A 19,311-nucleotide genomic window follows, 5' to 3' on the forward strand; every position below is an offset into this window, starting at 1 on the left:
CGTTCTGTGCTCGGCAGAAGCGGGGCGGCCGCCCTGGATTAGTCGGTCACGATGGGGTCTCGGGTAGGCTGGTTCAGCAGACAATGCGCAACATTGCGCTGCCCGCTTTCGAACCAGGAGATTTTGTGACCGCTGACCTCGTCATCGTAGGGTCTGGCTTTTTTGGCCTGACAATCGCAGAACAGGCCGCCACCGAGCTCGGCTTGAAGGTGGTCGTACTCGACCGCCGCCACCACATCGGTGGAAACGCGTACAGCGAAAAGGAAGAGCAGACCGGGATCGAGGTGCACCGCTACGGGGCTCACCTGTTCCACACCTCAAACGAGCGAGTGTGGGAGTACGTGAACCGGTTTACCACGTTCACGAACTACGTCCACAAGGTCTACGGCGTGCACAAGGGCGAGGTCTACTCGCTGCCCATCAACCTGGCCACGATCAACCAATTCTTCCGCGCCAACCTGACGCCGGCGCAGGCCCAGGCCCTGATCCAGGAACAAGCTGGCGAGCTCGCCGGAACTGATCCGCAGAACCTGAACGACAAGGGCATCCAGCTCATCGGGCGGCCGCTCTACGAAGCGTTCATCAAGCACTACACCGGCAAGCAGTGGCAGACCGATCCCAAGGACCTGCCCGCCGGCATCATCTCCCGCCTCCCGGTGCGTTACAACTATGACAACCGGTACTTCAACGACAAGTATGAGGGCCTGCCCACCAACGGTTACACCGCGTGGATTGAAAAGATGGCTGAACACCCGAACATCGAAGTTCGGTTGAACACGGACTTCTTCGACGAGTCGCACGAGTACAGCAAGGACAAGGTCGTCGGCAACATCCCCGTTATCTACACCGGGCCTGTTGACCGATACTTCGACTTCGCCGAGGGCGACCTCTCGTGGCGCACGATCGACTTCGAAGAAGAAGTGCTCGACGTCGGCGACTTCCAGGGAACGTCTGTGGTCAACTACAACGACGCAGACGTGTCCTACACTCGCATCATTGAACCGCGCCACTTCCACCCCGAGCGCGAGTACCAGACGGAAAAGACCGTCGTTATGCGCGAGTTCTCCCGTGCAGCGGAGAAGGGCGACGAGCCTTATTACCCAATTAACACGCCCACAGACCGTGAACGGCTACTCAAGTACCGCGACCTGGCTGCGGCCGAAAAGGACGTCCTCTTCGGTGGGCGCCTTGGCACGTACAAGTATCTCGACATGCACATGGCCATCGGCTCGGCACTGACCATGTTCGATAACCAAATCCGGCCGCACTTCGAAGCCGGAGCGGTCATCAAAAGCGGAGGCGTGGACGCGTGAGTGAAGCGCCGGGCCGGTCGACGCTCCAAAGGGTGATATTCCCCCCGGAGTCAGGTGTTGACACCTTGTCGCTTTATGCCGACGCCGGCCCGGCAGCAGGTGTGCGTATTAACGAGAGCGATGAGTTCGCCCGAAACCCGAAGCGCACCGAAGAAAAACTCCACCTCGTTGGCTCGAGCCCACGCGAAGTGCACTTTGACGATGTCTTGGCCCGGCATTCAATTAGGGTGCGTGCGGGGGAGCAACTCTCCTTGGGTACCTATTTCAACGCATTCCCAGCAGGCTACTGGCGGCGGTGGACCGACGTCCGCGAGGTGCGGCTTGTGGTGGAGACCCATGGCCGCGGCACCATTGCTGTCTATAAGTCCAACGCCCGAGGGACGATTCAGCGGGTGGACGGCGCACGCGTCGAGGGGGACTCCACCACCGAGTTCCTGCTATCCCTGAAACCATTCGGCGATGGCGGCTGGTATTGGTTTGACTTGGCCTCAAGCCAGGAAGATCTGGTGCTGGACCATGCCCGCTGGGAGGGACCGCAAACTGCAGGTCCCGCCCAAAGCGTGACGGTTCAGGTGACGACGATGAACAAGCCGGACTTTTGCCTTGCGAATGCCCGGATTCTCGCGGACAACCCTGACGCCCTGGAGTTGGCGCATGAAGTACTGATCGTCGACCAAGGAACGAAAAAGGTCGCTGATCAACCGGGATTTGAAGAAGTGGCCAGTCGGCTCGGCAAGAAGTTGCGCATCATCGAGCAGGCCAATCTGGGCGGTTCGGGTGGTTTCGCGCGAGGCATGTACGAAGCCGTGGAGAACGGCAGCGACTACGTCCTGTTGTTGGATGATGACGTTGTCCTCGAACCGGAGAGCATCGCACGCCTTATGGCGTTTGCGGGTCACTGCAAGACTCCTACGATTGTGGGTGGTCACATGTTCGACCTCTACAGCCGAAGCACGTTGTATTCGATGGGTGAAATCATCGATTCCCACCGGATCTCGCCTGGTCAGCCGCACCAAGACATGCAGATGCGGCACGATTTCAGTGTGTCCAACCTTCGTCAGACTCCGTGGATGCACCGCCGGTTCGATGTTGACTACAACGGGTGGTGGATGTGCCTCGTCCCGACGTCGGTGATCCGGGAAATTGGGCTGCCGCTTCCGCTGTTTCTTAAATGGGACGATTCGGAGTACGGCCTCCGGGCCAGGGCATCCGGCTTCCGCACTGTGTCTCTTCCGGGAGCCGCGTTGTGGCACATTTCATGGATTGATAAAGACGACCTTGTTGGGTGGCAAGCCTATTTTCATAGCCGCAACCGCCTTATCACAGCCCTGTTGCATAGCCCGCATGCCAAAGGTGGCGGCGTTATCAGGGAATCCCTACAAACGGATATCAAGCACCTCGTCTCCATGCAGTACTTCACTGAAGAAAGCCGTCTCAAGGCGATGGATGACTTATTCGAGGGGCCAACCCACCTCCATCCGTCGCTGGCGACGAAACTGCCAGAGATCATAGGCATGCAGTCCGAGTATTCGGATGCGCAGATGCGGGAGGATGTCGACGATTTCCCTGCCCCTTCACTGGGCGGCGGGCCATCCACCATGTCCCAAGCAGGCATGCCGGCCAAGAAAGACATGGTCAAATGGGGCCTGACGACAGTGGCGCGCCAGTTGCTCAGCCGAACGTCCGAGGAGGCTCGCGCGCGGCCGCAAAGCCACCTTGCCCATGTGGATAATCGCTGGTTCCGGCTGGCTCAATATGATTCTGTCGTGGTTTCCAACGCTGAGGGCACTGCGGCCTCCTGGTACAAACGGGATCCCAGGAAAATGCGGGTCATGCTGGCCAAGGCGGCTACCCAGCACGTGCGTTTATACAAGTCATGGGAGTCTCTCTCAGCGGCTTACCGATCCGCGCTGCCGGAATTGGTGTCCATGGAAGCTTGGCGCAGAACATTCGGTTTGGATCGCTGAACGCGCGTTGACGAGAACACGTGGAATGGCGCCCTCATTGCGTGAGGGCGCCATTCGTTTCAGAGCCCGGAAGGTTTACGCGTACTAACAACCGGGGACTGTCGCGCTGTCAGCAGACGGTATAGACAAACGCCTGCAACGGCTAGCACCACTATGTATGCAATGCTGAGGCCTTGCCAGGAGAAGGGTGGTTGCCACTCCGGTTCGAACATCTCTGTCCAGTTGACATGGGATTGGATCCCAATGCTGTACCGCCGGAGTCCTTCGAGCAAGACGTAGAGGTGCGCTAGGGCCCCAAGAACCAAGCCCCACCGGATCATTGACTTCAACCAAGGGGTTACCCTGTACGGACGGAACCGGATCGTAATTCCGGCAGCCATGATGAGCGTTACGACCATGGCAAGGGCATAGCGTCCCTGCCAGATCCAGCCCAGCCTTTCGCTGGAACTCGCCTGTAGCGCGGTCGGGACAGCGATTACCGTGATTGTGAGTAGCGCCATGACCCACCTGCCCCTGACGGGACGCGCAGTGTAGGCCAGGAAAAGCATGGCTCCATAGCCCAACACCCAGGCGTACAGCGCTGCAACGGGCGGCAGGGTGTCAATCCATCCAAGGACTCCAACGTATTCGACCATAAAGAACACGGTCTTATCCAACATCGCAACAGCCGCCTCTTCGGCAGGGATCGCCGCACCTGCGAGTAGGCTGTCGAAACTCTTGGCAGAAACAACCCACCACAGGGCGAACAGGCTCGACAGGCTGACGAGCAAGAGCGATATCTGGAATTCTCGTTTCCTGAGGGTACGGAGCAACGCTGGGATTCCATAACAGAGCACTGCTGCAATGGCTGCGATGACCAGCCAAAGCAGTGAAAGCGGGCGGGTGTGCGCCACTAGGGATCCGGATAGCGCAAAGATGACTAAGAGGAGTCTGCTGAGCCGAACGGTGCTGGCTGATTGTTCAAAAATTGCGCAGAGGCTCATGAATACGGCTCCCGTTGCGGCTATCTCCAATGCGTTGGGGTTGACGGAACCGGACAGAAACAGCACCGCAGGAGTCAGCGCAATCGCGGATGCAATGATCGGCCTGTGGAAGTGTCGGAGGGATGATGCGGCGCAAAATATGCCAGCCAAGAAGAATGCGGCCACCCAAGCGCTGATAAGCCGCATTGCGTAGATCGCCGCCTCGCCGCTGAGGCCTCGGCTCCCCAGACCGACAATGGCGTAGTACACGGGGTTATAGTTTCCCGCGGAAGTCTGCGCAGGAATCCATCCCCGGTCCGTGGCGTCGATTGGCGTGGCGCAAGCTGGCGTGACATTTGAGTGCTGGGCGAAACACTTGTATTCGCTCAGGTGTGCAATGTACCCGGGAACATTGACCGTCAGCGGTTCCCCTTGAATGCCGGTGCTGGCTCCGCCAAATTGCCCCCTCGCGACTGCCGCGGCCTTAACCGCGTGGGCGGGTTCATCCGGGACGGACATCAGGGGTGACGCAAACGCCCAAATTGTCCCGGCCGCTCCGAGCAGCAACCAGGCGATGAGGAGGACACGGACGGGTGAAGGGAGCTTCGAGGACAGGGCAACTGATCGGACGGGAGGTATCCGCCTCAGGGATTTGGATTTGTGCATGATAGTTTTAACAATACGTGGAGGTCGACCTAGATAGGTTTGAATGCTCCGATACCTGGGGAGAAACCACTCAAGATGCGCAGCCCGATTTCACGGAGATCCCGTCGGCCCCTGGATCCGGGATCGGCGCTGAAGACCCCTCCGAAATGGCTAGTTTCTCTGTCTGAGAATTCTGTTTTCAGGTTTCTCCTGATCGGGGGTCTTTCATTTGCCCTCGATTTGGGACTTCTCGCCGTCTTGCATGAAGCATTCGGTGTGGATCTTTGGATCGCCACGCCGATAGCTTTTGTGGTTAGTCTCATATTCAATTTCCTGTTGCAACGGGTATTCACTTTTCAGGCGACCAATCACGGAGGCGTGAGTGCCGCCAAGTACCTACTTCTTGTGGCGTTTAACATCGTTGTGAGTGACCTGATTGTCACTGGGTTCGACGCGCTTGGGTGGTCATACGTCATCGGTAAGGCAACCGCCACGGTGCTCACCACTGCGTGGAATTACTGGCTGTACCGCAACTGGATCTTCAAAGGGCGCTAGAACTGAAGGCGCACTAGCGACGTGCTTGTGGAGAGCGGCCAGGAGGCCCTTGGTGCCCGAGATGCGCTGAGGGAGTCTGAGGCTCGTTTTCGCTGCGGCAGCAGCGGTCAGCAGCCCGGTCCGGAGCTGTTGCCCGCAGTTCTCGCTTGACCTTCCGTCGCCAACAGCTTCGTGGGCCACTACTCGACACACGGGGCAGCCCGGAGGCTGGTCGGATTCAACGATGATCGGGCGGCTCCCGTCGTCCCGTCCTGCCGGCCCATGACCGAGATGACGTGGTGATCAGGCAGATTGAAGATGCTGGTGGCAGCGTCAGCCTGCGCCCCGGGAGACTCCACCATGGCCCGTGGCGTCACGCGACCCTGGTGGTCTCCGCTAGAGGCTGAGTGAATCCCTTTTCGGTGAGGCCCTAAGACGCCTCGGAAATGCTTGTCTTAGACCTGCGGGAGTGCGCTTGAAGAGACTGTGCCCCGGGTACAAGTAGCGGAACAGGAGTTCCACAGCGGTGGCGGCTGCGAACAGGTAGAGGACCGTGAGTGGGAGCCAGCCGAACGGTGGCTGCCAGTCAGGTGAGGAAAAAAGCGTCTGCCAGTTGGCTGACTCACTGATGCCTACAACGTAGCGCCTCAGAACATAGACAAACGTCAACGTGTGGCACCCGACTATCAGCCAGGAAATGACCCTAGCGAACTGGATGGTTGCCGGCCGCATACTGAACCGGAGGCGGCGTAGCCCCAAACCCACACTTATCAGGAGGACAACCACAAGGGGCAGGGTGTACCGCCCCTGCCAGATGAACCCCATGGAACGCCAGAGGACTGTTTGCAGCATGGCGGGGACCAGATAAAGCATCGCCAGTGCTATCCAATATCCCGTCCAACTCCGCAGCGGCCTGATGCAGAACGGAAGGACCAGCGCGACGATCATGAACGCCCCCCAAGCGAGCATGACAAGCTCCGGCGCCGGTGTGTCGAGCCACCCCATCACGCCGATGTACTGGGGGAAGAAATCGTACGTCCGGTCCAACATGATCATGAAGCCGCGGTAGAGCGGTGCATCCGGGTGCGGGCTGGCGATACCGTCAGGAGCCACGCCAACGTTAGCCGGGCCACGCGAGGCAACATAGATCCAGAAGAGACCCAACAAGGTCCCGGGAACTGTAAGGGCCACGGCAGTGAGCACGCGTTTGTCGCGAAAGGCTTGGAGGGTACGACGGAACTTGAACGAGCAGACTCCCACTATCAGAGCGCAAAGAAGCCAAACGAGTGAGATCTGGCGGGCGTTGGCCAAGACCACGGTGGCCGCGGAAACTGTAGCCAGGGCGGGGACCACAACCTTGGTATTTCGCCAGTTGTCCAGCACAACAACGAAGCCGGAGAACGCGGCCATGGTGGCTGCAATCTCGAGCGAGTTTGGGTTGATTCCTCCGCCGAGGAATAAGACCATGGGCGTTGTGGCTAGCGCCGCCAAAATTACGGCGTATTGGGGGCGCCTCAACTCCGTCAAGGCTGTGAATCCTGCTGCAAAGAACACCGCGCAGAACAGTGCGCTCATCAGCCGCATTGCGTAAAGGGCCGGCGCGCCTGACATGAACAGAGTTGGAAAGCCCACGAGCCAGTAGTACATGGGGTTGTACGACCCCGCCGATGTCACGCCGATATTGGTGTAATTATCATCCGCATAGATCAGCGGAGCACAATCCGCAGCCTGCCCGCGATTGAATTTGTAACATCCTTGCGCATGCAGGTTTGCGATGTAGTCGGGGACTTTGACATGGACACCATGCCCGAACGAGGTTCCCTCTTCGACCAACACTTGGCCCCGTACCACCGCAGCCGCCTTGATGGTATGAGCTGGCTCATCCGGGAAACCCATAAGAGGTGTGGCAGCAGACCAAAGGCCCAGCAGCACGGCGAAGATGCCGGTTAGCAGAACGAAGGTTCGTAAAGGTCTGGGGATAGCACGGCGCGGACCGGGCCGGCGGTTAGTAATCATCGCGGCTCTCCGATTGTGCGTACGAGTGCCAGGCCGGCGGTAGTGGCCTTCTTGCTCGGTGACATGACAAAGGCGTAGGCGTTGGCATCTTTTTGGGCTTTGTCACTTAACACTGACTCACCGAAGGACCGGGCCAAGCTGTTTAGCGGTTTCTCGGCGTATTGCTGGCAAACCTGTACGTAGACGACCGTCGCCAGTCCGTAGCCGGAGCCTTGGTCGAGGCTCTGAATTACGGCTCGCGGGGTTGTTGTCACTTCGCCGGCGGCGACGGCGTCCACAACTGAGGATGCATCCATCTTCCGAACCCGCCCGTCAAAGATCAACTGAGCGGCAACGAATCGGTTTCCAACATAACTTCCATCGAGGATGGTCAGTCCGCCGTCTTTTTCCTCGAGCTTGTTGGCGAGGTCCATTGGCGGTGAATCGGTGAGGCCCTCAACGCCGTGAGGCCAGAGGTCAGGCTGTGGGGCGCTCCAGGACAGGCCTGGTGTCTTGGCTAGGTATTCGTTGACGGCGCGGGTCGTCTCCGAGGGTCCGCGTTCCGTCAACACGGTTATCGCGAGATCCGGAAGGGACTGGTCTGAGTTGAGGGCCGCAATCTGTGGGTCGTCCCAGCGGTCTATGTCGCCGCGAAGAATGCCAGCCAGCGTGCGGGCGTCCAGCACAATGTTATTGACGCCATTGATTTTCACGGCAACACCCACCGGGAGCACGCCGGCGGCGACAGACAGTGTTCCCGCATCGGTGCAGAGCCCGGAGTCCGCTACAGACTGGCCGTCAGGCAGTGGGCTCCCACTGGCCGTGAAGTGAGCCTGGCCGGTACGCAAAGCGTTGAAACCTGCAGCGGCGCCGTCCGGGGAATAGCTGACAGAGGCGCCTTTGACTTGCTTGTTCCAAGATACGCTCCATGCACTGACAGCCCCCTGCGCAGACCTGCTGCCGATACCTGTGAGGGCGCCTTGAACAGTGTCTGACGGGGTGTGCGAGCACGCTGACAGCGAAAGCATTCCTGCCAGCATGGCCACGACGCCGAGCCTGACAGTTCGCCTAGAAACAGAAATCACGACTCCAGCCTAGTGGTCTTGTGCCATAAAGCTGACATATGGTGCATAAGGGTCGTCGATTCCTGACCGCATCACGCGCATGATGTGATGCGATAAAGCTTCGCGTGGGCTCCCTGCGAATCAACTAACTCGAAGCCGGTGGCGGTCCCGATGTTGGTAACCCCCGGAAAATCCTTGGATCCGTCCAGATCAATTAAATATTGGTCGCCAAAGTCGAGAACAAACTGCACGCCCTTACTCCGCAGCGCATCGCAGATTTCGATGCCAGCAGCGTCAAACTTCAGCCGTTCGTCGATCAGGGAACGCACGGGGTCCGAGCCGGCGAAGAGGTGTGCCGTCAGGACTCTGCGCCCCGAGTACGCGTACGCTAACGAACTCCCGTTCCAAGGGTTGTCGGCAATGACGGCGCCAGGAGGCACGTGGTCGGGAATGCGCTCCAGGAGGACCCGCTCGTCGGGCGTCAGCAGATCTGATTGTGCATTTAGCCCGTACACAGACGAGGCGCCGGCAACGTAGTGGGAGGTGGGGCCCACAAAGGTTGCCAGGACGGCTACTACCAGCGCGCTCAGGATCGCCAGGGCGGTTGGCCCGCGTCCTCGCAACACGTCAAAAGGACGTTCCACAGCGAGCGAGAATCGTTTTGCAGCAGGGGAGCACCGCCACAGGTCCCAAAGGTGCAGTCCGCCTATGACAGCCAAGGGGGTCGCGAACAGGGGCAGCAGGGCGGCGAGACGGTACGTGTCCTGGTACCAAGTACCCACGATGGCGTCGCGGAGACCACCTTTCGGGACGGCCGCCGCGACTATGTACAGTGCGGAAACAACCCCGTAGCACGCGGCCACCCAAAACTTTTGGCGGGACCGGAGCACCACGTAGAGGCCCCAAACAGAAAGCACCGATACCACGACTGCCGGAATCGCCAACTGCATGGGACTCACGGTCAGGACCTCGCCGACGGCGGCGCCGGGCTTCACAGTCGGTCCCCAGTTGTCGTATGGAGCCGGACGCAGTTTCAGCCACGAAACCACCGCGACACAGAGAACCGGCAGCGTTGCAAGCGCGAAAAGGGCAACACGGAAACCCTGTTGCCTCCAGGGTGTCAGCTGCTTGGCACGTTTGAACCACACCAGCAGCAAAATCGGTGAACTGACGGCCAGAAGTGTGTTGATCGAACTTGTGTGGGCAAAGGCAAGCCCTCCGCCTGCAAGCACCAGGGAGGCCGCCCAACTTACCCAAGATTCAGCGCCGGGCCGGGCGCGGCGGCTGATGGCGACGACTGCCGTCAAGGCTGCCGGCAGCATGGCAACCGCCAGCGCATACGGGAACAGAGGCCCCCAGACGATCATGAGGTAAGGGAAAGCCACTTGGGAGCTGGCAACGATCGACGTGAGGACCAGAGCAGCAGGCCTACGGGAGACCGTGTAGGCAACCAGAAACAGGCAGGATGCTGGCCAGATGACTGCCGCAATTACCAGATTCAGGGCGTTCTGCGCCGAGGGTATGTCGACGCCAGTCAATTGCACCAGAAGGGCTGCCACAGAATGCCATGCCGCTGGATAGACGGCGTCGAGGCCCGAAACGCCTTGAAGCGAGGCCAAGGACAGGGACGAGGCGTTGCCTGTATCTATGATGTAGCGGATGGCGTTCAGGTGGAACACGTTGTCGAAAACCTGGGATGGGTTATCAGGCGACCCCACCAGTTGGGTAAACCGCCAGGCGATGCTCGCCAGCGCAATAGTAATGGCAAGGTACGGAACGCAGGCGCGCCAGGAAATCCTTGTGATCCGCCACGGAGTTCTCCGCGTTAGCAGCAGGGCTGCTCCTGCCAGGAGAACGCACACCACGAGGTATGGCAGGACATTCCAGCGGATCCCCAGTGCACCCGTAAAGACTCCGGCCAGGCCTATGGCGGCAGTTGAGTGGAGCGGCGCAAGGCCAAGCGCAGGACCAAGCCGGAATTTTAGGCAGGCAGCGATTGCTGCCCCTGGCAAATACATCAACAGAACGGCAACCAGGACAGCCGGCACCAAGCTGAGCCAGCTCAAGGGATGACCTGCCTGGCAGCATTGTTCACATCGGGGTCTTTGAGGAGTTTTAGGATCGCACGTACCTGAATTGCCGTGACGACTATTTCGCCGAGGGCCAGACCGAGGGCGCCGCCTTGACCGCCCATCAAAGCCGCCAGGATGAACATGGCAGGCACCCCGACTGCAGCTCCGGCAATGGTGCTGGCCAGCACTGTACGCATGAGTTTCGCCGGGACTAGCCAGTGAGCCCCGGTGGAGGTGGTCACACAGACGAGGAAGAAGGAGAGACCGAACCAGAAACACGTCCAGAAGTCTGCGGCGAGCGCGTCGCTGAACAACAGGGACGACGCCCACGGCCCAGCTACGGCGAGTATCAGCCAGCCGGCAACGCCAAGTCCAGACAACGCCGTCAGCGAATACTTTCTCCTCTTCGCGTGGTCGGCGTCAAAGTCGCTGACCCAGCCCTGCAGGCTATTACCGAGTGCTGCCGTGGCCAGCAACCCGATGCGGTACAACTTTTCCGCGGATACGAATGCCGCCAATCCGCTGGGCGCTGCCATCAGTTGAACAATGATGATGGGTGTGGAGGCATAAGAACCAGCAGCAATGGTGATGCCGGAGCCCGCACGAAGCGCCCAGACCTCCCGCACAATAGTGCCGAACGTCAGCCCGTGGAAATCCAACCTTTGCGCGTGATGCAGGTTGTACAGCAGCGTCCCTGCGAGACCAAGGACCAGCAGCGCCAGAGGATAGAAGATCATCTCACCGGTGGTCAGGAGCAAGGGAATAACGCCCAGCGTGGCCACCATTCGCGGAATAACGTCGTACTTGGCTATCCGGCCAGGGTGGCCCGTTGCTATGCAAAACCATGCCGGCGTAAGGCCAGCGGCGGCTTGGGCGCACGCCATAAGGAATGCCACCCAGAAATAGCCAGGATTCCCTGTCAGCGCCAGGCTGAGTGCCAGGACCGGAATAACGAGAACGAAAACAAGACTCCGCGTAGCAAAACTTACGGCGTAGTGGCGCCGGCGAACAGATTCTTCACCCGACGAGGCAACCACGGCCGGACCGGTGAGGGGCCACCCAAGCCCAACAACTATTGCGGCAATTGAACCTATCGCCTGGCCCAAGGCAAGGGAATTCCATACAGGCGCGCCACCGACTCTGGCAATGATTGGCAGCAATATGAAGGATGCCAGTGACGCGAGCAGCGGCAGTCCCGCGAACGCGGCGATCCTCTTGATCATGCTTCGGGCACTTCGTGAAGCGCTGGGGGCCGGCTACATGTAGTCATAAGCATCCTTGCCGAGCTGGTCATTGACAAAGATGTCTGCAACTTCGCGGCGGAAGCGATCCTGCTCGGACTTGATCGCGGCGCGGTAGTGGTCCTGTTTTCGGACTTCCTCGCCAAGGTTTCCAATAAGGTGGGGGAGCGCAGCAGCCGTGGCCGAAACTTCGGCAGCTCCCGGCATGATTTTGTGCTCCCACGGGATTGGGACGTCAGCGAAGTAGGCGCCTGAACCGCGGCGAACCACCACGGTCAAGGCGCCGGACAATGCAGCTTCCCGGGGCATTCGGTCCTTGCCCGGATGGTGTCCCAGGTCCAGATACACTCCGCAGGTCTGCAGGGCGCTGACGACTTCTGACCGCGTCATTCCTTGGATGGGCAGCCACTGGATGGCAGGATCTACGATTTTCCTGACGGCCTCGATGACGTGGGCACCCTTGGCGGGGTTATAGGTGACCAGGTTTGGATTGCGTTTGGCTTCATCTGCCGGGCCGAATTCTGAATGGGGTGTGAAATCTGACAGCAGTGAAGGGACGGTGTTCAGGCGGCTGGCAATAAATGACCAGGCATAGGACGACTGGACCAAATGAACAATGTCGTCGCGCTGCCGCAGCTGCACGGGCGCGTCACCGTTCTTCCACATTCGCAGGAAGGGGACGATGGTTTGGCGTATTTTCTCGAAAGGCCCACTTGGACTCCGGTTCCACAGCCGTTCGGCCATAAAGGTCAGTGAATTGTCGATACTCAGCCACCAGATCATCTTTCGAGCATGCTTGAATGCAAAGACATCCTCGATGTAGGTTTCCGGAACAACCACTACGTTTTCCGGGGCGTCGATGATCGCGTCCGCTTCTGGCGCGTCATAGGCATCGTATTGGGCGACGCGTTCGTTACCGACCGTTGCCGGGTGGGCTACAAGGAATGCCTCTTCACCGAGACCGCGAAGGGTTGACACCAATTGGTGCAGGGCCTCGGGACCGCCGGTGCGCAGGCCTCGGTGGTAGAGGACAAATATCTTGCGAGGGCTATCGCTCACGGTAATCTCTCGATCGGGGGAACTGGTCTGGCGCGGGTCAGCGCAGACGGGAAGCGAGTGTTTCGTCGATCTTGCCCATGTGTTGGCGACGTGCATCGCGAATTCCGGCAAGGGCTGCGATCAGGTGCTTGCGCCTGTTGGGTCCGAAACCGAATCGCACGATGTGGCTTTGTATCTCCATATATATGCGCCGGAGGACCCAAACCGGTTGTTTCATCGCGAAACGTCTTGCGAGAACGAGCGAGTTTCGGGTGATGTAGTAAACCCGGAAGGGGGCATGATAATACACGTACAGTTTCTTCTGGCCGATTCTGGCATGCCAGCCCAGTATTCTCATGGGTCGGGCATTGCCGAGGCTATGCTCCAGGTTGCAGCCACGACCAGCCAATGCGCGGAACCCATGTTCCCTCAGCCGGGCATTAAATTCGGAGTCCACGCAGTCGATAAAGAAATCTTCGTCAAGGTATCCCACGGAATCAAGAACGGTTGAGCGGACCAAGCTGCCACTCGTCATGGGATCGAAGATCTGCGGCTCCCAATCTCCCCGCAGGGTCGGGAGCGGCGCATGATTGTGGGACTCCGCGCAAACCATCCCAACACTTGCCGGATCGGACGACGATTCTGCAGTAAACAAGGCTGCCGCGATGTAGTCGCCGGAGAATCTTGAATCCTGATCCATAGTTACTATCCACTCAGGGTTCCACCGCTCGCGAGCTTCCCTTATCCCGGTGTTGAGGGCCTTGGCGATACCGGAATTTTCGGATAGTCGAATGACCACGGCTCCCAGCTCCTCGAGTGCAGCAAGAGCATCAACGACGTTTCCGGGCGAGCCGTCGTCAACAACGACCACCTTGCTGACGTAGCGGAGCAGCCATTTGATATTGTCAACGGTTTCCGGATCCGGGTTGAATGCGGAAACAACTGCGCAAACTTCTGTATTGGGCGAGGGCGCGTCAACGGATTCATTGGTAGTCATACTGACCTCCCTTGAAGGAAGGAACGACGCACGGCTTCGACGACGTTTCTGATGAACGCCACGCGTGCACGGATGATCTTTGAGGCAGAACGAATTCCCTTTGGTGTGAGATTGTCTCCGTGCAAACGATGCCGGATCGTATCAGCTTCAAGATAGACAATGGAGCGCTTGACGTTGCCCACCATCGCAATCCATTGATCGTGCGATTCAGCCATGTGTGACGGGAAAGGCAGAATCTGGCTGAGAATCCGACGCCTTACGGCCATTGCACAGCCCCAGTGCAAACGGTAGCCGACCAGGATGCCGATGATGTTGCGCACGGAACGGTTGGAGTCCCTGGCGCGAAGACGGATTTCATGAAATGTCCCGATGGGGCCATCGAAGTGTTGGCAGTTGCTTGCCACCATGTCCTTGCCGTCCATCGCGGAAATCATGAGCTCAACCCGGCCTGGGATCCAGACATCGTCCTGATCGGACAGAAAAACGAACTCTCCCCTGGCCGCGCTGAGAGCCAACTCGAAGGTCCTGACATAGCCGGCGTTGCTTTCGGACTCAATCAAACGGATGCGGGGATCCTCGATCCCGGCGACAATAGCTGCAGTGTCGTCGGTGGATCGGTCGTCAACCACGATCAGTTCGTCGTCTGCGGCCAACTCCGAAAGGATGGAGCTGATCTGTTCTTCGACGTGTGCGGCACCGTTATAGGCGGCCATGCAAACGCTCACGCGTGGATTCACGGTGGGTGTGGGGTCCATCAAGATTGCTTCCTCTTCGGGCCCCCGTAGTGCGCCGGCGGGGCGGGGCCGGTCTCCAGCAGTCTAGCAAGGCAGGCCGATCGGACTGCACGCAAGGTGGTCAACTATAATCAAGGGGACTCAGCCGCCGAGCGATTTGGGCGGAAACTACGGAAGGAACCTCAGGTCCATGACCGTTGACGTAATGTTGCCATACTACGGCGATGTTGATCAGATGAAACTCGCAGCACGCAGCGTGATGAATCAGGAGAACCAGGACTGGCGGCTCATCGTTATCGATGACGGGTACCCGGATCCGGAGCCCGAGCGTTGGTTCTCAACCATCACTGACCCGCGCGTGACGTATCAGAAGAATGAAAATAACCTCGGGGCGAACGGCAACTACCGCAAGGCGTTGACCATGGTCGAAGCTCCCTACGTTGTAATCATGGGCGCGGACGACATCATGCTCCCTAACTACTTGGATATTGTGGTTGGCGCCTTTGAGGCCTTCCCGAACGCCGATGTTGTGCAGCCAGGGGTTCAGGTCATTGACGAGAAAGGGATCGCGTGTAACCCGCTCGTTGACGCCGTGAAGAAGCTATATGCGCCGACGACTAACCAGCGCCTAGAGCTTAAGGGTGAGGCGATGGCCACGAGCCTCGTCCGCGCCGACTGGGCGTATTTCCCGTCCCTTGCATGGCGGTCGGAGACGGTGACCCGCATCGGGTTCACTGAAGGTCTGGATGTGGTCCAGGATCTGGCCCTGCTGCTGGATATTGCGGCTGAAGGTGGCTCCATGATTATCGATCCGACGCTTTCATTCCTCTACCGCCGGCACTCGGCGTCGGATTCTTCCGTCCGCGCATTGGACGGTCGACGTTTCGACGAGGAACGAAATTTCTTTGAACTTCAGGCAAAGCGGTTCAAAGATCTTGGCTGGAAGCGGGCGTCCACGGCGGCGGCCTTCCATACGACGTCCCGCCTCAACGCCGGGGCGCTAGTACTCAAGTCCATAGCGCATGGAAAATTTGATTCCCTGCCTCGGCTGGCGAAGCATATCGTCAGCTGACAGCGAGAACGTCAAGAGGCGGCCGCCCCGGTTGGGTCGGCCGCCTCTTGAGGTTCAGCGGATGTGTGGTGCTTCAGTTTGAGACGGGGCCGTAGTCCGTCCCGGGAGTCTTCGACGAGTCAAACCGGCGCCGCAGTTCTTTCATTTCCGCTTTCAGGATTGCGACTTCTTCGGCAAGAATGCGGACTTCGTCTTCTGCTTGGGACTGTTCTCTGGAGAGGTGGAGGCAAACCCCGACAAGCAGAACCAACGTCATGATGAAAAGCAGGTTGGCCGGAACCTGGATTCCGACCAGCGCGCTCGCGCGTTCCAACAGGCCTGGGAATGCCGAGAGCAGCAGCGTACCGAGACCAATGACAATCCAAAGAACGGCATACTTCTCCCGCAACTTCTGGCGCCGCAGCATTTCAAAGACGAAAAACAGGATCGCCACAACGACGATGGATCCCATAAGGAGCGACATGTCAGGTTCCTAGTTCGATGATGGTTCGGATTTCTTGCGCGTCAGAGCAAACATCAGAGCCATCCCGGAGCGCCCGAGGTAGATGGCCGCCTTGATGGGATCGTGGCTGGGGGCTCCGCCCTGGCGTTCGCGCATGGAAACGCCAACCTGCTGGACAGTGCATCCTGAGCGGATGGCAACAACCAGGGAGTCGATGGTGTCGCCAAGGTATTCCGCCGGGTAGTGGTCAACGTATTGACGGATTGCCTTTGCATTGGCTGCCCTGAATCCGGAGGTAACGTCCGTCAGGCGTTTTCCAGCAACGCGGGAAATAGTCCAGGCCAATACATTCATGGCCCACTTGCGGGGACCTTTGACCACGTAGTCGCCCTTTTCCGCGAAACGGGCTCCTATGGCGATGTCGGCGTGAGCCAGTCCGTTCAGAACGGATTGGATGTCGCGTGGATCGTGCTGGCCATCCGCATCCACCTGGATGACCTGCGAATAGCCGCGGCTCTTGGCGTACTTGAAGCCCGTTCGCATGGCACCGCCGACACCCATGTTGAACGGCAACTGAATGACAGTGGCGCCAGCATCGCGGGCAACCTGGGCGGTGTTGTCCCGGGAACCGTCATCGACAACGAGGACATCACAGGGAGGTCCGAAAGCGAAAACTTCCTGCACAGTGTTTCCAACGGACTCTGACTCATTCCAAGCGGGCATGATCACAAGAGTGTCGTGCCGGCGTAACAGTGTCCCCACGCTCAGGCCTCGTCGCGCAGGTAGGCAGTCAGTCGCTCATGGGAGGGCACTGGCGAAAAGCCCGTTGCCTTGATCCTAGCCAACGACAGGGCGCTGTTCAGCGGACGGGGCGCGGCTGCCTTGCCTTCGAAGTACACGTCCGTTGTCACACCGGTCACTGATTCCCGGGATGCCCCTGAGAGTTCGTAGACGTCTCCGGCAATGTCGGCCCAGGATTGTGGGTCGCCGTCGTTGCTGAGGTTGTACTTGCCGTAGCCGGCTCCGGTGGCGAGCAGGTGCCTGATTCCGGCGGCGATGTCCTGGGTGAAGCTGAGCCGGCCGATCTGGTCATTGACCACGGACGGCTTGATGCCACGTGATGCGAGGGAGGCCATGGTACGGACAAAGTTGTTACCTTCGCCAATGACCCAGCTGGTGCGCACGATGTAGTGTTTCGGCACGACGGAAACGACGGCGTCGCCCGCGGCTTTCGTCTGCCCGTAGACGCCAAGGGGGGTGACGGTTTCGTCTTCGTCGTGGCTTTCTGCCGTGCCGTCGAAGACGTAGTCGGAGGAAACGTGGACCAGTGTGAGGTCATGTTCGACGGCGGTCCGGGCCAGGCGTGCGACCGCGGTGACGTTGATGGCCCAGGCAGCAGCCCGGCCTTCCGCAGTCTCCGCAGTGTCGACCGCGGTGTAGGCGGCAGCGTTGATGATCGTCGAGTAGTTCTTCCAGTTCCGCTCCGCGAAGGAGGCTTCACTGGACAGATCGAACCCGGCGCGACCGGCGAACTCAACGGTCGCGTCGCCGTCGTACAGCTCCCTCAGTGCTTTGCCTAACTGTCCGTCGGCACCGACCACGAGGATCTTCTTCGCCGGCATAGGCACGACGTCTGAGAGGCGGGGGTGCGCTTTGTCCTTGTCTGAAAGCTCCGCCTGGTCAAGGGGCACAGGCCACTGGATGGCTGCTGTGTCGTCGGCGAGGTTCAGGAAGGTGTACTGGCCCTGGGCGTCGGCGGACCAATGGTCATTGACCAGATAGGTGTATGCCGTGTTGTCTTCAAGTGTCTGGAAGGCATTGCCAACCCCGCGCGGAATGAAGATCGCCTGGCTGGGGTCCAGCTCCGCAGTGAAGACTGCGCCAAAGGACGGACCCTCGCGCAGGTCCACCCAGGCGCCGAAGATCTTGCCCGTCGCGACCGAGATGAACTTGTCCCAGGGTTCGGCGTGGATCCCGCGGGTGGTTCCGGCCTTCTCGTTGAAGGAGATGTTGTTCTGCACCGGACGGAAATCGGGGAGCCCGAGCGCCACCATTTTTTCGCGTTGCCAGTTTTCCTTGAACCAGCCACGATTGTCGCCGTGGACGGGCAGGTCGTAGAGGACGACGCCGGGGATCGGAGTCTCCTGCACGGAAAGTTTCTTCGAGAACTCGATGGGCATCGTCTACTGGCCCTGTTCCGTGTATTTGGCTTCGGTCTGGGCCTTCTGCGGCCGCCACCAGTCCTCGTTGTCCCGGTACCAGGCGATGGTGTCCTCGATGCCGGCGTCAAAGTTGGAGAACTCCGGCTCCCAGCCCAGTTCGTCCCGGAGTTTGGTGGAGTCGATGGCGTAGCGCAGGTCGTGGCCCGGCCGGTCCACGACGTGGTCGTACGCGTCCGGTGACTGTCCCATGTGCTTGAGGATCAGTTCCACAACGTCCTTGTTGTTTTTCTCCCCGTCGGCCCCGATCAGGTAGGTTTCCCCGATCCGGCCCTTGGCGATGATCGCCAGCACCGCCGAGGAGTGGTCGTTCGCGTGGATCCAGTCCCGGACGTTCTCACCCTTGCCATAGAGCTTGGGACGGATCCCGTCGATCACGTTGGTGATCTGGCGCGGGATGAATTTCTCAACGTGCTGGTACGGGCCGTAATTGTTCGAGCAGTTGCTGATGGTCGCCTGCAGCCCGAAGGAGCGGACCCAGGCCCGGACGAGCAGATCTGAGCCGGCCTTCGTCGAGGAGTAGGGGCTGGAGGGGTTGTATGGGGTCTGCTCGGTGAATCGCTCGGGGTCATCGAGTTCGAGGTCGCCGTAGACCTCGTCCGTGGAGATGTGGTGGAAGCGCTTGTTGTGCTGCCGGGCTGCCTCGATCAGCGTGTACGTGCCAATGATGTTCGTGTCCAGGAAAGGCCGCGGATCATGCAGGGAGTTGTCATTGTGTGATTCGGCCGCATAGTGGACCACCACATCGCAATCAGCAACGAGCCCGTCCACCAGACCGGCATCGGAAATGTCACCTTCAACAAAGGCAAAGCGATCCGTGGGGAGATTCCTCAGAGATTCCAGATTGCCAGCGTAAGTAAGCTTGTCCAGCACAGTGACGTGATCATCAGTGTTTTCCAGAACGTAGTGGACGAAATTCGAACCAATGAACCCGGCACCACCGGTAACAAGAAGTCGCTGCATAGTTTCCAACACTACCGGATTTGCCGCCGCAGTAAGCGAAGGGAAAGATGGGG

Annotated in this window: 16 protein-coding genes; 4 read left to right on the forward strand and 12 right to left on the reverse strand. The window is 59.4% G+C overall.

Going from position 1 to position 19,311, the window contains the following annotated elements:
* The first annotated feature begins 125 nt into the window (after positions 1-125).
* Both glf and ACZY1F_RS11875 read left to right on the forward strand, forming a co-directional pair.
* The gene (gene glf, locus ACZY1F_RS11870; RefSeq protein ID WP_463941870.1) at positions 126-1,313 is read left to right on the forward strand and encodes a UDP-galactopyranose mutase; all 1,188 of its coding nucleotides are present in this window, start codon (positions 126-128) and stop codon (positions 1,311-1,313) included.
* A complete protein-coding gene (locus ACZY1F_RS11875) occupies positions 1,310-3,280 on the forward strand; it encodes a glycosyltransferase (protein ID WP_463941871.1) in 1,971 nt (656 codons plus the stop codon). Before glf ends, ACZY1F_RS11875 begins: the two co-directional genes overlap by 4 nt.
* Positions 3,281-3,339: 59 nt before the next feature.
* Here the strand turns inward: ACZY1F_RS11875 and ACZY1F_RS11880 are convergent, their stop codons facing one another.
* Positions 3,340-4,908, reverse strand: a complete 1,569-nt coding sequence (locus tag ACZY1F_RS11880) for a DUF2142 domain-containing protein (protein ID WP_463941872.1) — start codon at positions 4,906-4,908, stop codon at positions 3,340-3,342.
* A gap of 75 nt (positions 4,909-4,983) precedes the next feature.
* On the opposite strand from ACZY1F_RS11880, the gene ACZY1F_RS11885 reads away from it, so the two are divergent.
* The gene (locus ACZY1F_RS11885; protein ID WP_463941873.1) at positions 4,984-5,442 is read left to right on the forward strand and encodes a GtrA family protein; all 459 of its coding nucleotides are present in this window, start codon (positions 4,984-4,986) and stop codon (positions 5,440-5,442) included.
* Between the two features lie 375 nt (positions 5,443-5,817).
* Here ACZY1F_RS11885 and ACZY1F_RS11890 read toward each other — a convergent pair whose 3' ends face one another.
* The 7 genes from ACZY1F_RS11890 to ACZY1F_RS11920 all read right to left on the reverse strand — a co-directional run bounded on the left by ACZY1F_RS11890 (position 5,818) and on the right by ACZY1F_RS11920 (position 14,583).
* The gene (locus ACZY1F_RS11890) at positions 5,818-7,437 is read right to left on the reverse strand and encodes a DUF2142 domain-containing protein (protein ID WP_463941874.1); all 1,620 of its coding nucleotides are present in this window, start codon (positions 7,435-7,437) and stop codon (positions 5,818-5,820) included.
* Positions 7,434-8,501, reverse strand: a complete 1,068-nt coding sequence (locus ACZY1F_RS11895; protein WP_463941875.1) for a substrate-binding domain-containing protein — start codon at positions 8,499-8,501, stop codon at positions 7,434-7,436. Before ACZY1F_RS11895 ends, ACZY1F_RS11890 begins: the two co-directional genes overlap by 4 nt.
* Positions 8,502-8,572: 71 nt before the next feature.
* Positions 8,573-10,546 carry a DUF6541 family protein gene (locus ACZY1F_RS11900; RefSeq protein ID WP_463941876.1) on the reverse strand — a complete coding sequence of 658 codons (1,974 nt, stop codon included), beginning with the start codon at positions 10,544-10,546 and terminating at the stop codon, positions 8,573-8,575.
* The gene (locus ACZY1F_RS11905; protein ID WP_463941877.1) at positions 10,543-11,337 is read right to left on the reverse strand and encodes a polysaccharide biosynthesis protein; all 795 of its coding nucleotides are present in this window, start codon (positions 11,335-11,337) and stop codon (positions 10,543-10,545) included. Before ACZY1F_RS11905 ends, ACZY1F_RS11900 begins: the two co-directional genes overlap by 4 nt.
* Before the next feature lie 471 nt (positions 11,338-11,808).
* A complete protein-coding gene (locus ACZY1F_RS11910; RefSeq protein WP_463941878.1) occupies positions 11,809-12,948 on the reverse strand; it encodes a hypothetical protein in 1,140 nt (379 codons plus the stop codon).
* The gene (locus tag ACZY1F_RS11915; RefSeq protein ID WP_463941879.1) at positions 12,890-13,828 is read right to left on the reverse strand and encodes a glycosyltransferase; all 939 of its coding nucleotides are present in this window, start codon (positions 13,826-13,828) and stop codon (positions 12,890-12,892) included. Before ACZY1F_RS11915 ends, ACZY1F_RS11910 begins: the two co-directional genes overlap by 59 nt.
* Entirely contained in the window at positions 13,825-14,583 is a 759-nt protein-coding gene (locus ACZY1F_RS11920; RefSeq protein WP_463941880.1) for a glycosyltransferase, read from the reverse strand. The genes ACZY1F_RS11915 and ACZY1F_RS11920 overlap by 4 nt, the downstream gene beginning before the upstream one ends.
* Positions 14,584-14,752: 169 nt before the next feature.
* Here ACZY1F_RS11920 and ACZY1F_RS11925 point away from each other — a divergent pair, with 169 nt between their 5' ends.
* Positions 14,753-15,634 carry a glycosyltransferase family 2 protein gene (locus tag ACZY1F_RS11925; protein WP_463941881.1) on the forward strand — a complete coding sequence of 294 codons (882 nt, stop codon included), beginning with the start codon at positions 14,753-14,755 and terminating at the stop codon, positions 15,632-15,634.
* Positions 15,635-15,707: 73 nt separating this feature from the next.
* Here ACZY1F_RS11925 and ACZY1F_RS11930 read toward each other — a convergent pair whose 3' ends face one another.
* From ACZY1F_RS11930 to rfbB, 4 genes are read right to left on the reverse strand one after another with little or no spacing between them, the layout of a single operon-like run.
* A complete protein-coding gene (locus tag ACZY1F_RS11930) occupies positions 15,708-16,097 on the reverse strand; it encodes a DUF2304 domain-containing protein (protein WP_463941882.1) in 390 nt (129 codons plus the stop codon).
* Between the two features lie 9 nt (positions 16,098-16,106).
* Positions 16,107-16,799: a glycosyltransferase family 2 protein gene (locus tag ACZY1F_RS11935; protein ID WP_463941883.1), complete on the reverse strand. Its 693-nt coding sequence runs from the start codon at positions 16,797-16,799 to the stop codon at positions 16,107-16,109.
* Between the two features lie 41 nt (positions 16,800-16,840).
* Complete coding sequence (locus tag ACZY1F_RS11940; RefSeq protein ID WP_463941884.1) at positions 16,841-18,256, reverse strand: sugar nucleotide-binding protein; 1,416 nt, start codon at positions 18,254-18,256, stop codon at positions 16,841-16,843.
* A 3-nt stretch (positions 18,257-18,259) separates the two neighbouring features.
* The gene (gene rfbB, locus ACZY1F_RS11945; protein WP_463941885.1) at positions 18,260-19,258 is read right to left on the reverse strand and encodes a dTDP-glucose 4,6-dehydratase; all 999 of its coding nucleotides are present in this window, start codon (positions 19,256-19,258) and stop codon (positions 18,260-18,262) included.
* Positions 19,259-19,311: the final 53 nt, after the last annotated feature.

Source organism: Pseudarthrobacter xylosi (assembly GCF_055412765.1).

What these genes read in the sequence shown, in the direction of transcription:
- ACZY1F_RS11880 (WP_463941872.1), bottom strand. Translation starts at nt 4,908, where the DNA reads ATGCACAAATCCAAATCCCTGAGGCGGATACCTCCCGTCCGATCAGTT.
- ACZY1F_RS11885 (WP_463941873.1), top strand. Translation starts at nt 4,984, where the DNA reads ATGCGCAGCCCGATTTCACGGAGATCCCGTCGGCCCCTGGATCCGGGA.
- ACZY1F_RS11890 (WP_463941874.1), bottom strand. Translation starts at nt 7,437, where the DNA reads ATGATTACTAACCGCCGGCCCGGTCCGCGCCGTGCTATCCCCAGACCT.
- ACZY1F_RS11905 (WP_463941877.1), bottom strand. Translation starts at nt 11,337, where the DNA reads ATGGTGGCCACGCTGGGCGTTATTCCCTTGCTCCTGACCACCGGTGAG.
- ACZY1F_RS11910 (WP_463941878.1), bottom strand. Translation starts at nt 12,948, where the DNA reads ATGCACGTCGCCAACACATGGGCAAGATCGACGAAACACTCGCTTCCC.
- ACZY1F_RS11915 (WP_463941879.1), bottom strand. Translation starts at nt 13,828, where the DNA reads ATGACTACCAATGAATCCGTTGACGCGCCCTCGCCCAATACAGAAGTT.
- ACZY1F_RS11920 (WP_463941880.1), bottom strand. Translation starts at nt 14,583, where the DNA reads ATGGACCCCACACCCACCGTGAATCCACGCGTGAGCGTTTGCATGGCC.
- ACZY1F_RS11925 (WP_463941881.1), top strand. Translation starts at nt 14,753, where the DNA reads ATGACCGTTGACGTAATGTTGCCATACTACGGCGATGTTGATCAGATG.
- ACZY1F_RS11930 (WP_463941882.1), bottom strand. Translation starts at nt 16,097, where the DNA reads ATGTCGCTCCTTATGGGATCCATCGTCGTTGTGGCGATCCTGTTTTTC.
- ACZY1F_RS11935 (WP_463941883.1), bottom strand. Translation starts at nt 16,799, where the DNA reads ATGCCCGCTTGGAATGAGTCAGAGTCCGTTGGAAACACTGTGCAGGAA.
- ACZY1F_RS11940 (WP_463941884.1), bottom strand. Translation starts at nt 18,256, where the DNA reads ATGCCCATCGAGTTCTCGAAGAAACTTTCCGTGCAGGAGACTCCGATC.
- rfbB (WP_463941885.1), bottom strand. Translation starts at nt 19,258, where the DNA reads ATGCAGCGACTTCTTGTTACCGGTGGTGCCGGGTTCATTGGTTCGAAT.